This is a genomic window from Streptomyces sp. L500 (assembly GCF_054551825.1).
The window spans coordinates 360,412-374,172 of the sequence record NZ_JBTOLC010000002.1 but is presented as its reverse complement, the minus strand read 5'-3'; the positions used below and the strand labels follow the sequence as shown (position 1 = coordinate 374,172).

The following is a 13,761-nucleotide window of genomic DNA, read 5'->3' as shown; positions in this document are numbered from 1 at the left end:
GTTTCCACCGTAGGCCGTTCTCTCGCATCGTGAGAGTGCCGTCTTGGCATCCGGGACGGCGGGGTTTGTTCACTCCGCCGCCCGTGTCGGGCCGCCGCGCACCCCGTGATCTGCGAAGGTGTGAGGATGCAGCAGGTACCGCCCGCCCTCCCGCCGCCGGAGTGCGGGCTGCCCGTGCTTCCGGAGCTGGGCGAGCGGCTGGCGGGGGCGGCCGGCCTGGCCGGCCCCGAACCGGTCGGCGGCGGGCGGGCGCTGCGGGAGGCCGCCTGCGGCTACTGGGCGCGGCGCGGCCTGCCGACGGAGCCGGAGCGGGTCCTCGCGGCGCCGGGTGCCCAGCCGTTGCTGCTGGCCCTGTTCGCCTCGGCGGGCGGCGAGGTGCTGCTGACCCGGCCGTGCTCGGCGTCGTACAGCCCGCTGGCGCGGCTCGCCGGGCGGCTGGCGTACCACGTGCCGGTGCCGGCCGAGTGCGGTGGCGTGCCCGACCCCTACGCGCTGCTGGAGACCGTGCGCAGGATCCGGGCCGAGGGCGGCCGGCCGCGTTTCCTGGTGCTGTCGGTGGCCGACGACACCACCGGGACGGTCGCCCCGCCGGAGATCCTCCACGAGGTGTGCGAGGCGGCGGCGGCCGAGGAGCTGACGGTCGTCAGCGACGAGACATGGCGCGACACCCTCCACGACCCGCACGAGACGGTGTTCGTGGGGCCCGCCGAGATGTACCCGGACCGGGTCGTCGTCCTCACCGACCTCGCGGGCCCGCTCGCCCCCGCCGGCTGGCCGGCGGCGATCGCCCGTTTCCCGGCCGGGGGAGCCGGCCCGGCCCTGTACGCCCGCGCCGTCTCGCTGCTGACGGCGGTACGGGCCGAACTGCCGCCGCCGGTCGCGGCGGCCGTGGGCTGGGCGCTGACCGAACCGGAGCCCGTCCGGGCCCGGACCGCCGCCGCGGCCCGGCTGTACGGGCTGCTGGGCGAGGCGGTGCGGGAGCGGCTCGACGCCGCCGGGGTGCTCTGCCGGCCCCCGCGCACCGGGCCGCACCTCTACGCCGACCTGGGCGAGCTGCGGGTGCCCCTCGCCGCGCGGGGCGTCACCGACTCCGTGGAGCTGGAGGAGCGGCTGAGCGCGGCGCTCGGCCGTCCGGTGCCCGGCGGCCACCGGTTCGGCGACGACCCGGACGCGCTGCGGGTGCGGATCTCCACTCCGCCGTTCCTCGGCACCGGCGACGACCGGCGGCGCCGTGCCCTGAGTACCCCGGATCCGCTGGCGGATCCGGATGTCGTGGAGGCGTTGTCCACTTTTGGATCGGCGTTCAGTGAACTCTCCGGTGACTGATCTACCGTCAGTCGGTGGGCGTACGACGGCGCGGGCCCCGCGCCCGTACCGCCAGGTTCCGGTTCCCCACGAATGGAGCCCCAGATGACCGAACAGACCGAGCGCCCTCTCGCGGAGCCGCGTCCTCTCGGGGAGCCGCGCCCGCTCGGCCAGGTCCGTTCCTGGCCCCGCTCGTTCGCCGACCGTCTCACCGCACCGCTGCCGGGAGTGCGCGCCATGGCCCGGCTGGCCCGCGAGGGCCGGCTGCGGCCCGGCGCGGCGGCGCTCCGCGAGGTCCCGCTGCTGCCGGTCGAGCCGGGTCCGCTGCCGGCCGCCGACGCCGGCGCGCTGGCCGTCACCTGGGCCGGGCACGCCAGCTGGGTGGTGCGCGTCGGCGGGCTGACGGTGCTGACCGACCCGGTCTGGTCCCGCCGGATCCTCGGCACCCCGCCCCGGGTGACGCCGGTGGGGGTGCCGTGGGAGGCGCTGCCGAGGATCGACGCCGTCGTCATCAGCCACAACCACTACGACCACCTCGACGCGCCCACCCTCAAGCGGCTTCCCCGCGACACCCCGCTGCTGCTGCCGGCGGGCCTGGCCGGCTGGGCGCGCCGCCGCCGGTTCACCCGGGTGACCGACCTCGACTGGTGGGAGGCGGTCGAGCTGCCCGGCCCGGCGGGCCCGGTGCGCTTCGACTTCGTCCCGGCCCACCACTGGAGCAAGCGCACCCTCACCGACACGTGCCGGTCGCTGTGGGGCGGCTGGGTGCTGACCGCGCCGGACGGGCGGCGGGTGTACTTCGCCGGGGACACGGGCTACGGCTTCTGGTTCGAACGGATCGGCGAGCGCTATCCGGACATCGATGTCGCGCTGCTGCCCATCGGCGCCTACGACCCGCGCTGGATGCTGAGCCCGGTGCACACCGACCCGGAGGAGGCGGTGCGCGCCTGCGGGGACCTGGGAGCGCGGGTGCTGGCGCCGATGCACTGGGCGACGTTCCTGCTGTCCGCCGAGCCGCCGCTGGAGCCGCTGCGGCGGGTGCGGGCGGCGTGGGCGGCGACCGGCCGGCCCCGGGAGGACCTGTGGGACCTGCCGGTGGGCGCTTCACGGGTGCTCGCCGAGTACGACAGGAGCGAGTACGACAGGAGCGTCACGGGGCTGCTGTGACGAGTGTGCCCCTGCCCCTCCGTTCACCCTGCCCCTCCCGTTCACCCGGCGCCGGTTCCGGTGAACGTGAAGGTGAAGCGGTTGGCGCCGTGCCCGGTGCAGGTCAGGTGGGAGGGGAAGCGGCTGGCCCGGGTGTCGACGCCGACGGTGCGGGTGGTCTCGTCGTAGCTGAAACGGACGATGCCGTCGCCCAGGACCTCGTCCCCGCCCCGCCGGATCTCCAGCGTCACGGGCACGCCCTCCCGGATGCCGAATTCCTGGGCGGGCTGATGGGAGGTCAGGGCCACGTCGAGGTTGTCCTCGCGGCGCAGGAGCCACAGCGTCACGTCCGGCCCGGCGTCGTCGGCCGCGTGGAAGTTCGCCCGGATCGCCCGTCCCCGGGGTCCGTCGGGGGCGACGACGGCGAGGCTGTGGTAGCCGCCCGCGGCGATCCGCGCGGTGTGCCGGTGCCGCACGGCCTCCAGGATGCCCGACACCTGCCCGTCGCCGTCCTTGCCCGCGCCCAGCAGCTCGCCGTCCTGGGTCAGCGCCAGGCTGTGCAGATGGCCCGCCGCGACGGCCGTGACCCTGCGGCCCTGGGCGAGGCGCAGGATGCCGGACACCTGGTGGTGCCCGTCCCGGCCGGCGGCGAGCAGCAGGCCGTCGTCGGTGACGGCCAGGCTCTGCAGGGCGGCGGCGGACACGGCGACGACCTTCCGGCCGTCCGCCGCCGCCAGGATTCCGGAGACCTGCCGGTCGTCGTCGCGGCCGGCGGCCAGGATCCGGCCGTCCTCGGTCACCGCGAGGCTGTGGAAGTCGCCCGCGGCCACGGCGGTGACCCGGTGGCCGCGGGCCGCCGTCAGGATGCCCGACACCTGTCCGTCGCCGTCGTGCCCGGCGGCGAGCAGCTCGCCGTCCTCGGTCACGGCGAGGCTGTGCACGGCGCCGCCGTCGACGGTCGTGACCTTCTTGCCGCGGGCCGCGTCACGGGCACCGGTGACCTGGCCGTTCTGGTCCTTCCCGGCGGCCAGCAGCCGGCCGTCCCGGGTCACCGCGAGGCTGTGGAAGCCGCCCGCGGCCACGGCGCCGACCAGCTCACCGCGCGCCAGCGCGAAGATCCCGGTCACCTGGGCGTAGTCGTCGAGCCCGGAGACCAGCAGCCGCCCGTCGTCGGTGACGGCGAGGCTGTGGTAGTCCCCGGCGGCGATCGCGCCGATCCGCTCGCCCTCGGCCGCCATGAGGATGCCCGGCACCTGACCCTGGAGGCCCAGCCCCGCCGCGTGGAGCCGGCCGGCGGCGTGGGCGGATACGGGCGGGTCGACGGCCAAGAGGGGCCTCCTTCGGCGCGGGCGGGACGGACGGCGCAAAGGCCGCCGCCGTCCACGCTGGTCGCTCCGCCGGGCCGGGGCACGTGCGGGGCGGCCGAACGCGTGACGCGTGAGCGCTCCGCTGGAAGGCGGGCTAGTGATCCGCGGGCGCGTCGTGGCTGGTCGCGCAGTTCCCCGCGCCCCTTTGGGGCGCTGCCGAGCGCTGCTCAGGGGGCCGCCTCCAGGACGTGGACGCACAGCGGCCCGCCATGGGCCGGATGGACGGTCCGGCGCTCCGGCCGCATGCCGAGCTTGCGCATGACGCCCTCGGAGGCGTCGTTGCCGACGGCGTGCACGCTCACCACCCGCGCGAGGCCGCGATCGCGCAGCGCGAAGTCCAGCACGACGCGGGCCGCCTCGGTGGCGAGCCCGCGTCCCCAGAACTCCCTGCCGAACCGCCAGCCGATCTCCACGGCCGGCAGGATCTCCGGCAGGAACTCCGGCACCGACAGCCCCGTGAACCCGGCGAACCGCCCGCTCTCCCGCTCCTCGACGGCGAACAGCCCCACGCCGCGTTCCTCCCACTCCCGCTCCCACGCGGCGATCCCGGCCGCGGTCTCCGCCCGGTCCAGGACCGAGCCGTCGCGGATCCAGCGCATCACTTCCGGGTCGGCGTTGATGGCCGCCATCGGCTCGACATCGTCCTCGCGCCAACGGCGCAGCGTCAGCCGGGGGGTTGTCAGTCGGGGCGTCGACGTACGGAGGGTGGTGGTCATGTGCGGATGCTGCCCAGGGGGAAGGTGCGCCAGTCCCGCCCGTTCCGTCCATGACCTTCCGGACGGAACGCCTAGCTCGCCGACGGGTCCGCGGGGTCGACCCCGCCGGGCGAGCGGCCGAGGACGAACTCGCTGGCGCGGGCGCGAACCTGGGCGTGGGTGCGGCCGGGGTGCTCGGCGGCGAGGAAGTGGCTGCCGATGGCCATGCAGAAGGCGAGCAGGCTGCGGGCCTCGACCTCGTCGGGGTCCGTACAGACGGTACTGAGCGCGTCGCGCAGCACCTGCATGCGCCGGTTGTCCACGCGGCGCAGGCGGTCGGCGACCGCCTCGTCGCGGCGGGCCCAGTCGCGGACGGCCAGGTCTATGGACAGCAGGCGGTCGCTGGAGAAGGTGAGTTGCCCGGCCAGCCGGACCTTGTCCAGAACGTCGCCGCTCTCGTGCTCGATCCGGTCGAGGACGTCGTCGACGCTCTCTCGCTCCCAGGCGTCGAGCATCTCCGTCAGCAGCGCGTCACGGCTGGCGAAGTAGCCGTAGAACCCGCCCCTGGTGACGCCCAGTTCCTTGGCCAGGGCCTCGACGCGCACCGCGTCCACGCCGCCCGTGGCCAGCGCCCGCAGCCCCTCTTCGACCCACGTCCCGCGTGGTGTGCGCAGCCTGCCCATTGTGTGACCCACCTCGCCGTTCCGCTGGATGTACATGACCGTACAACCGGCCTAGCCTCGTCTTGTACATAACTGTATAACCGAGAGGAGTGCGGCTGTGGCACGGCTTACGCCCGGAAATCGGATGGTCGAGTGGGCAGGCTGGATCATCACCCTCGCCGGAATGGGGCACACGCTGGGCAGCCTCGTCGAAGCGGCCCCGGACCACGCTGGAACATGGTTCGGCGGAGGATGGAACTTGGGGGACTACCCCGACATGAGTGACGCCACCGTCGCGTGGTGGTACTCGGTGTTCAGCTTCGGACCGCCGCTTCTCCTGATCGGCTTGACCGTGTTGTGGCTGAACCGTCGCGGCATGACGCCGCCATTGTTCGTCTCATGGGCCATGGTGGCGTGGGTCGTCGTCGGCTTCGTGGTCGACGGGCCCTCGCCCTTGCCGATCCTCCTGGTCGCGGCCGGCCTGTTGCTGGCCGACGCCCGGCGCGCCAGGCGCCACGGGAACACGCCGCCCCGGGCCGGCACGGCTTCTGGAGCGCGCGTCGAGTCCTGATCAATTCGCGGGACCCGCCACCGCGATGGCCGCCGCGTGGCCCGGCCCCGCCTCGACGTCGGTCAGCGTCCACCCGGGCGGCGCCACCGGCGCGGAACCCGTGCCGACGTACGTGACCGCCGGGCTCTCGGCCAGACCCGTGCCCGTCCCCTTGAGGTACGCCTCCTTCCGCGTCCAGCAGCGTGCGAACGCCGCCGGGCGCTCCGGTTCCGGGAGGGCGGCGAGTTCGGCCGTCTCCGCCGGGTGGAGCATCGGGGAGACGTCGGCGACGACCGCCGCCGACTGCTCCTCCTCGACGTCCGCTCCCACCGGCGTGTCCGCGAAGGCGAAGAGGGCCAGTTCCCCGGCGTGGGAGAGGTTGAAGTGCAGCGGTCCGGCGACGGCCGGGCGGCCGTGGGGGCCGCCGCAGCCGGGGCAGGGTTCGCGGGTGAGGGCGACGTCGGCCGGCGGGAGGCCGAGGTACGCGCCCAGGAGGCGGCGCAACCCCCCGTGCGAGGCCACGAAGCGCTCGCGGTGGAGGGGGCGGAGGAAGCCGGCGGCCCGGGTCCGTTCGTCGGCGTCGAGGTCGTCGAGCGGCCACGTCGACCCGTCGGCGATCCTCAGCAGCCAGACGTCCGGGCCGCCGCCCGGGCGCCAGGGCCCGGGCAGCGGGTCGCGGCCGAGCTCCCGGGGGCGGATCACGGCGCCTCCGGGAGAGGGGCCGGACCGGCCTCGGCGGCGGCATCCGCCGAGGCCGGAGTCGGGGTGGCGGGGCGCTCCAGGCGGCCGTCCGCCGTCCAGCGGGCCGGGGTGCCCGTGCGGCGCATCCGGCCGCCGGGCGGGCCGAAGGGGTCGCCGACGAGGCGTTCCCCGGCGGCCCCGCGACCGTGGGCCGGGCGGTCGGCGGCCACGTACAGCTCGCCGGTGACGCCGGGCGGGCACGGCTGGAGGGCCGCGTCGAGCACGTACAGGCGGGTGTTCCAGGCGGGCCGCCCCAGGGGTACGGGCCCGCGCTCGCCCGGCTCGCAGCGGTGGTGGGCGGCGCCGGCCGCCTCCCCCGCGCCGTACACCAGGTGCAGCGCCACGTCCGGGAGCGCCCGGTGGAAGGCGTCGACGGCCTCGCGGGAGGGCGGGTCGCCCTCGCAGACGACCCGCCGCAGCGAGCTCCCGCCGAGGGCCGCCAGGTGCGATCTGTCGCAGCGGACCGTCGTGACGCCCTGTTCGCGGACCGTACGGGCCAGGTCCCCGCTCTCCGGCAGGACCACCGTGGCGCCTTCCCGCAGCGGCCACAGCAGCTCCCGCAGCGATGCCTCCGAGCCGGCCTCGGCGTGGCGCAGCACGCGGTCGCCGACCGTCAGCCCGCACCGGTCGCTCAGCCAGCGCAGCCCACCGTCGAGCGTGGCGTGCGGGACGAGAGTTCCGCTGGCGGAATAGGCCCCGTGCTGCGGGGTGAGCGCGCGGCCGGGGTCGACGGGCGGCTGTCCGGCGACGGCGGCCGTCACGGCGGGGTCGTCCAGGTCGACGACGGGGACGTCCGGCAGTGTGCGGCTCGTGGCCGCGTCGGTCACGACGCACACGGCGGCGGGGTCGTCGGGGCCGGTGAGCGCGCCGCCCGCCTTGAGGACAGCGAGCACCGCCACCGTCTCCCGGACGGAGAGGCCGAGCGCCACGGCGGCCCGCGCCCCGGGCCGGACGCCGAGGCCGGCGAGGTGCCGGGCGAGGCGGGAGGCGCGGGCGTTGAGCTCGCCGTACGTCAGGGTGAGGTCGCCGTGGACGAGGGCGGGGGCGCCGGGCGTCCGGGCGGCGCGGGCCTCGACCGGGCCGATGAGGGTGGTCGGGGGCAGGGCGACGGCCGTGTCGTTGAACTCCGTCAGCACCCGGGCGCGCTCCTCGTCCGTGGCGATGCCGAGACCGGCGAGCGGCCGGTGCGGGTCGCCGGCGGCGAGGCGGGCGAGGAGGTCGACGAAGCGGCGCTGGTGGGCGGCGAGTTCCCGGGCGTCGTACAGGGCGGGGTTGGCGTCGTGGTCGACGCGCAGGCCGGTGCCGTCGGCGCGGTCGTAGACGCTGACGGTCAGGTCCTCTACGGGGCCGCCGGAGAGGTTGTGGGCGGTGGAGGGGGCGCCGGCGAAGGTGAGCCCGTAGTCGAAGGGCATCACGTTGACCTGGGGCGCGCGGACCGGTTCGGCGGGGCGGTGGCGCTGATGGCGGCGCGCGGCGCGGATGCCGAGGTCGGCCTGGTGGGCGAGCTCGGCGAAGGTGGTGTCGGGGGTGACGGTGAAGCGCAGCGGCAGGACGTTCATGACCATGCCGGGGATGCGCAGGGCGACGGATCCCATGCGGCCCATCATGGGCAGTCCGAGGGTGACGCGCTCGCTGCCGGTGGCCCGGGAGAGGTAGAGGGCCTGGGCGGCGAAGAGGACGTCGGGCCAGGTGGCGCGGACGGACGCGGCGAGTTCGCGCAGCCGGGCGGTCTCCTCGGTGCCCAGGTGGGCGGTGCTCCGGAGGGCGGTACCGGAGGGGGGCGCGGTGCGGCCGGCGAGCGTGGGGGCGTCGTCGGCGGCGGCGTGGCGGAGCCAGTGTTCGCGGTCGCGGTCCTGGGCGGCGGAGCCGCGGTAGGCGGCGTCCTCCTCGACGAGCGCGGCGAGCCGTCCGAAGGGGCCGGGGCCGGGGTCGGTGCCCGCGGCGAGGGCGGTGTAGACGTCGGCGGTGCGGCGGGCGAGGAGGGAGTGGCCGTAGCCGTCGAGGACGGCGTGGTGGACGCGCTGGGACCACAGCCAGCGCCGTTCGCCGACACGCAGCAGGCCGTGCCCGAAGAGCGGGCCGCGGGCGAGGTCGAAGGGGACGGCCAGGTCGGCGCGCATCCATGCGTGGGCGGCGCGCACGGGGTCGCGTTCGGCGCGGAGGTCGGCGGTGTGAAGGGGGAAGCCGTGGCCGGGCGGCGGGATGTCGACGGGTAGCTGCCGGGGCCCGGCGGGCGTGTCCGCGATCCGTACGCCCAGGGTGTCCGCCTCGCGGGCGACGCGGTACAGGGCCTGCGCGAAGAGCTCCGGGTCCAGCTCGCCGTGGATGTCCAGGTACTCGGCGGTGGCCCACGCGGGGCTGCCCGGGCCGGGGGTCCGGGCGTGCCACACGGCCGACTGAGCGGCCGTCAGCGGCAGCCCCTCCGGCGCGAGGCGCCGGTCGGGGCCGTTGCCGCTGACGGGCCGCTCGAGTGCGGTGATCGTCATGCCATGGCCCCCAGCAGGGGTGCCCACTCCTCGATGGCCGGCTTCTCCGCGAGGTCGACGAAGGTGACCTCGGTGCCGTGGTCGCGCCGCCAGCGTTCGACGAGGGTCATGATGCGGACGGAGTCGAGGCCGTAGTCCACGAGGTTCTCGTCGTCGGGGATGTCGGCCGGGTCCTCGCCCAGCACGTCGGCGACGTCGGCGCGGATCTGTTCCAGGGTCAGGGCCACGGTACTCACTGTCCTTCGAAGACGCGGTCGGTGGTGGTGACGACGGCGCACTTGGCGGCCGCCCAGCGCAGTGCCATGGCGTGGTCGCCGGCGGAGAAGTCGGCGACGGCGTCGGCGACGAGGAAGGGCTGGATGTCGCGCATCCAGGCGTCGCAGGCGCTCATCATGACCCCGATGTGGGCGTAGACACCGACGACGATCAGCTGGTCGCGGCCCTGCTCCGCCATCCGCTCGGCGAGGTCGGTGCGGACGAAGGCGCTGTACTTCCACTTGGTGAGCACGGTGTCGCCCGCGTCGGGGGCGACGGCCTCCGCGATGGCCTTGGCGCGCTCGTCGTCGGGCAGCCCGGGGCCCCAGAAGTCCTGCTGGAGGCCGCGCTCGGCGGGGCTCTGGCCGCCGGGCTGGGCGGAGTAGACGACGGGGACGCCGAGGCGGGCGCACTCCTTCTTCAGCCGCGCGATGTTGGCGAGCAGCTCCGTGACGGGCGAGGCGCCGGTCTCGAAGGCGTCGAGGAAGTAGTTCTGCAGGTCGTGGACGAGCAGCACGGCGCGGCTCGGGTCGACCGTCCACGCGACCTTGTTCGCGGGGAGGTCCGCGGCGGTGGGCATGGGATAGGGGGCGATGGCGGGGAGCGCCATGGTGACGGTGGCCTTTCGTGGTTCGAGCGGTGAAGTCTCAGCCGCGGGCGGCGGCGGTCGTCTCGCGCAGCCGCGCGGCGATGGCGGCGCGCAGGTCCTTCTTGGAGACCTTGCCGATGCCGGTCTGCGGGAACGCCTCGACGAACTCGACGCGGTCGGGCACCTTGAAGGCGGCGAGCCCGCGCTCGCGCACGAACTTCTTGACGGCGACGGACTTCACCGGCTCGGCGCCCACGCGCAGCACGACGTAGGCGCAGGTGCGCTCGCCGAGGTAGTCGTCGGGCATGGAGACGACGGCGACGTCGTGGACGGACGGGTGGGCGAGGATGTGGTTCTCGATCTCCTCGGCCGCGACCTTCTCGCCGCCCCGGTTGATCTGGTCCTTGGCCCGGCCCTCGACGACGAGGTGGCCCGTCTCCGTGAGCCGTACGACGTCGCCGGTGCGGTAGAAGCCGTCGGCCGTGAAGGCGGTGGCGTTGTGCTCGGGGGCCCGCCAGTAGCCGCGGATGGTGTAGGGGCCGCGGGTGAGGAGGTGCCCGGTGGCGCCCCGGGGCAGGTCGTTGTCCTCGTCGTCCACGACGCGGATCTCGTCGTCGGGCGAGATGGGGCGGCCCTGGGTGGTGACGATGGTGTCCTCGGGGTCGTCGAGCCGGGTGTAGTTCACCAGGCCCTCCGCCATGCCGAAGACCTGCTGGAGGGTGCAGCCGAGGGCGGGGCGGACGCGCCGGGCGGCCTCCTCGCTGAACTTGGCGCCGCCGACGAGCAGCACCTCCAGGCTGGAGAGGTCGTGCGGGGTGGTGGCGGCCGCCTCGGTCCACACCAGGGCCAGCGGCGGGACGAGGCCGGTGAGGGTGACGCCCTCGGCCTCGATCAGCGGGAAGGCCACGTCGGGGCTGGGGCGGGGGGCGAGGACGACCCGGGCGCCGGCGTACAGGGCGCCGAGGGTGCCGGGCGAGCTGAGGGGGAAGTTGTGGGCGGCGGGCAGCGCGCAGAGGAAGACGCTGTGCTCGTCGACGCCGCAGATCTCGTTGGAGCCCCACAGCGAGTAGATGTAGTCGTCGTGGGTGCGCGGGATGAGCTTGGGCACGCCGGTGGAGCCGCCGGAGAGCTGGAGGAAGGCCAGCTCGTGGGGCCGGGGCGCGTCGGCGATGGCGACCGGTTCGGCCGGGACGTCGGCGAGGGCGGTGTGCTCGCCGGGGTCGCCGACGACGAGGACGTGCTTCAGGGTGGGGACTTCGGCCCGCACCTTGGTGGCGAGCTCACGGTAGTCGTAGCCCTCGGCGACGTCGGCGATGACGTAGGCGGCCGCTTCGGTGAAGGCGCAGAAGTGGCGGATCTCGGTCTCGCGGTGCGCCGGGAGGGCGAAGACGGGCAGGGCGCCGACGCGGAAGAGGGCGAAGACGACCTCGAAGAACTCGGCGACGTTCGGCAGCTGGAGGACCACGCGGTCGCCCTTGCCGATGCCGCGCGCGAGCAGGCCGGCGGCCAGCCGGTCGGCGCGCAGGTCGAGTTCGGCGTACGTCCAGCGGCGTCCCTCACCGGCCGGGTCGACGATCGCGATCCGGTCGGGGTGCTTCTCGGCGCGCTCGCGGAGCATCTGGCCGAACGTTTCGCCACGCCAGTAGCCCTTGGCCCGGTAGCGCTCGGCGAACTCGGCCGGATATCCGGGCGCGTCGTCGATGTCCTCGATCTTCTTGGTGACCGTCACTGGTCGACCCCCACTGCCTGAAGGAACGTCTGGAACTTGGCGCCGGTCTCGGCGGTCTCCGCCTCCGGCGAGGACTGCTCGACGACGCCCGCGCCGGCGAAGAGGCGCAGTGTGCGCTCCTCGGCCTCGGCGCAGCGGATGGTGACGACCCATTCGCCGTCGCCGCTCGCGTCGCCCCACCCGACCATGCCGGTGTAGGCGCCCCGGTCGAAGGGCTCGAGCTCCCCGATGACCCGGCGGGCGGTGTCGGTGGGGGTGCCGCACACGGCGGGCGTCGGGTGGAGGGCGCAGGCCAGTTCCAGGGCGGAGACGGCGGGGTCGGCCGGCTCGCCGACGACGGTGGTGGACAGATGCCACATCGCGGCGGTGCGCACCAGGGTGGGGCGCGCGGGCACGTCGAGGGTGCGGCAGTAGGGGGCGAGGGCCTCGCGGACGGCGTCGACGACGACGGCGTGCTCGTGCAGGTCCTTCTCCGACTCCAGCAGCCCGGCGGCGCGGCGGACGTCCTCGGCGAGGTCGGCGCTGCGGGGTATGGAGCCGGCGAGCGGGTTGGCCACGAGGCGGCCGCCGCGCCGGGAGACGAGGAGTTCGGGGCTGGCGCCGAGCAGGGTGCGGCCGGGGCCGGAGGGGACGGCGAAGGTGTAGCCGCCGGGGTCGCGGCGGGCGAGGCGCTGGAGCAGCGCGGGCAGGTCGAGCTCGCGCGAGGAGCGCAGTTCGAGGGTGCGGGCGAGGACGACCTTGCTGAAGTCGCCGCGCTTCATGCGCCGTACGGCCTCGGCGACGGCTCTGCCGTAGGCCGCCGGTTCGGGTACGGGCCGGATGTCCCAGTCGGCCGCGGCGGGGGCGGCGGCGGGCAGGGCGACGAGCGGGTCCTCGGCGAGCGGCGGCGCCCAGCGGACGGCCTCCGGCACGGCGAGCGCGGCGGGGGCGGTGTGGTCGAAGGGCACGGCGCCGACGACGACGGGCGCGGGGTTGCCCACGCGGAGTTCGGCTTCGAGGGTCTCGGTGACCCGCCGGTGCAGGGGTGCCGTGCCGTGCGGGACCTCGGCGCGGGTGCCGTGGGCGAGCAGGGTGCGGGTGGGCGAGGCGAAGAACCGGGCGCGGCCGGGTTCGTAGGCGTCGAGCAGCGAGGTGGCGGCGCCGACGGTGGCCGTCGGGTCCACGGGGCCGCTCGCGCTCGGCCGGTCGGCGACGGGGTGAACCGTGGTCACCTGCTGCTCCGTTCTCCCGGTGGATCGCACCGGGTATGGGGGTGTTGAGGGGCCCGGGTGGGGCTGATGTAGGGGGTGCGGGTGCGGCCCGGTGGGCACAAACCGCCGCTAGGCGCGAAGGGTGGCGCCGCCGTCGACGTAGAGGTCGTGCATCGTGATGTGCCGGGCGCGGTCGGAGACCAGGAAGAGGACGGCGTCGGCGATGTCGGAGGGCTCGGCGATCCGGCCGAGGGGGATGCCGACGCGGTACGAGCCGGGGTCGCCGTCGATGACGCCCGCGGGCGGCTCGTCGCCGGACCACAGGGAGCGCTGCATCGCGGTGTCCGTGGAACCGGGCGAGACGACGTTGCAGCGGACCCCGCTGCGGGCCAGCTCCAGCCCGAGGCACTTGGTGAACATGGTGGCGGCGGCCTTCGAGGCGGCGTACGCGGCCATGCTGGTGCGCGGCACTCCGGCGGCGTTGGAGCCGACGGTGACGATGCACCCGGAGCGGCGCCCGCTCATCCGGCGGGCGGCGGCGCGGGAGGTGTTGAAGACACCGGTGGAGTTGACGTCGAAGGTGCGCTTCCAGTCCTCGTCGGTGATCTCGACGACGGGCGAAGTCCGCAGCACCCCGGCGACATTGACGAGGATGTCGAGCGGCCCGGCGGTGCGCTCCACTTCCTCGAAGACGGCCTCGACGGCCCGGCTGTCGGAGACGTCGGCGGTGTAGTGGGTCACCTTTTCGGTGCCGTATTCCGTCTCGAGCGCCTTGACGCCGTCCTCCGTCGCGTCGACGGCCGCGACACGCGCTCCCTGGGCGACCAGGGCGCGGGTCACGGCCTCGCCTATGCCCTGCCCCGCGCCGGTGACCAGCGCGATCCGGCCGGCCAGTGCGGACTGCTCCACAGCGGTTTCCCCATTCCACTCGAATTAAGGTAAGCCTTACCTTACACAACATCTTCACCAGGGGGAATTGACGTGCGGCCGGACAATCAGGCGCCCCGTCAAAAGCCAAGGACACCAAGAGGACAACGAAAAACCCG

The 13,761-nt window shown here is 75.0% G+C and carries 13 protein-coding genes; 3 read left to right on the top strand and 10 right to left on the bottom strand.

Going from position 1 to position 13,761, the window contains the following annotated elements:
• Positions 1-126: 126 nt before the first annotated feature.
• Both ACX9I7_RS04585 and ACX9I7_RS04580 read left to right on the top strand, forming a co-directional pair.
• Complete coding sequence (locus ACX9I7_RS04585; protein WP_459386553.1) at positions 127-1,326, top strand: aminotransferase class I/II-fold pyridoxal phosphate-dependent enzyme; 1,200 nt, start codon at positions 127-129, stop codon at positions 1,324-1,326.
• Between the two features lie 84 nt (positions 1,327-1,410).
• On the top strand, positions 1,411-2,472 hold the full coding sequence (locus ACX9I7_RS04580; protein ID WP_459386552.1) for an MBL fold metallo-hydrolase: 1,062 nt from the start codon (positions 1,411-1,413) through the stop codon (positions 2,470-2,472).
• 41 nt (positions 2,473-2,513) lie between these two features.
• Here ACX9I7_RS04580 and ACX9I7_RS04575 read toward each other — a convergent pair whose 3' ends face one another.
• From ACX9I7_RS04575 to ACX9I7_RS04565, 3 genes are all read right to left on the bottom strand, one after another.
• On the bottom strand, positions 2,514-3,779 hold the full coding sequence (locus ACX9I7_RS04575; protein ID WP_387567383.1) for an RCC1 domain-containing protein: 1,266 nt from the start codon (positions 3,777-3,779) through the stop codon (positions 2,514-2,516).
• A 206-nt stretch (positions 3,780-3,985) separates the two neighbouring features.
• A complete protein-coding gene (locus tag ACX9I7_RS04570) occupies positions 3,986-4,534 on the bottom strand; it encodes a GNAT family N-acetyltransferase (RefSeq protein ID WP_387567381.1) in 549 nt (182 codons plus the stop codon).
• 71 nt (positions 4,535-4,605) lie between these two features.
• Positions 4,606-5,196 (bottom strand): TetR/AcrR family transcriptional regulator, encoded by a 591-nt coding sequence (locus tag ACX9I7_RS04565; protein WP_387568367.1) that lies wholly within the window; start codon positions 5,194-5,196, stop codon positions 4,606-4,608.
• A gap of 97 nt (positions 5,197-5,293) precedes the next feature.
• Here ACX9I7_RS04565 and ACX9I7_RS04560 point away from each other — a divergent pair, with 97 nt between their 5' ends.
• A complete protein-coding gene (locus ACX9I7_RS04560) occupies positions 5,294-5,746 on the top strand; it encodes a DUF6463 family protein (RefSeq protein WP_459386551.1) in 453 nt (150 codons plus the stop codon).
• Here ACX9I7_RS04560 and ACX9I7_RS04555 read toward each other — a convergent pair whose 3' ends face one another.
• The 7 genes from ACX9I7_RS04555 to ACX9I7_RS04525 form a co-directional block, all read right to left on the bottom strand.
• Entirely contained in the window at positions 5,747-6,427 is a 681-nt protein-coding gene (locus ACX9I7_RS04555; protein ID WP_459386550.1) for a 4'-phosphopantetheinyl transferase family protein, read from the bottom strand.
• A complete protein-coding gene (locus ACX9I7_RS04550) occupies positions 6,424-8,952 on the bottom strand; it encodes a condensation domain-containing protein (protein ID WP_459386549.1) in 2,529 nt (842 codons plus the stop codon). The genes ACX9I7_RS04555 and ACX9I7_RS04550 overlap by 4 nt, the downstream gene beginning before the upstream one ends.
• Complete coding sequence (locus ACX9I7_RS04545; RefSeq protein WP_459386548.1) at positions 8,949-9,179, bottom strand: phosphopantetheine-binding protein; 231 nt, start codon at positions 9,177-9,179, stop codon at positions 8,949-8,951. Before ACX9I7_RS04545 ends, ACX9I7_RS04550 begins: the two co-directional genes overlap by 4 nt.
• A gap of 5 nt (positions 9,180-9,184) precedes the next feature.
• Positions 9,185-9,817, bottom strand: coding sequence for an isochorismatase family protein (locus tag ACX9I7_RS04540; RefSeq protein ID WP_387567373.1), 633 nt, complete (start codon positions 9,815-9,817; stop codon positions 9,185-9,187).
• Positions 9,818-9,854: 37 nt separating this feature from the next.
• A complete protein-coding gene (locus ACX9I7_RS04535) occupies positions 9,855-11,525 on the bottom strand; it encodes a (2,3-dihydroxybenzoyl)adenylate synthase (RefSeq protein WP_459386547.1) in 1,671 nt (556 codons plus the stop codon).
• Entirely contained in the window at positions 11,522-12,688 is a 1,167-nt protein-coding gene (dhbC, locus tag ACX9I7_RS04530) for an isochorismate synthase DhbC (protein WP_387568364.1), read from the bottom strand. Before dhbC ends, ACX9I7_RS04535 begins: the two co-directional genes overlap by 4 nt.
• Before the next feature lie 156 nt (positions 12,689-12,844).
• Positions 12,845-13,624: a 2,3-dihydro-2,3-dihydroxybenzoate dehydrogenase gene (locus ACX9I7_RS04525; protein ID WP_459386546.1), complete on the bottom strand. Its 780-nt coding sequence runs from the start codon at positions 13,622-13,624 to the stop codon at positions 12,845-12,847.
• Positions 13,625-13,761 lie beyond the last annotated feature (137 nt).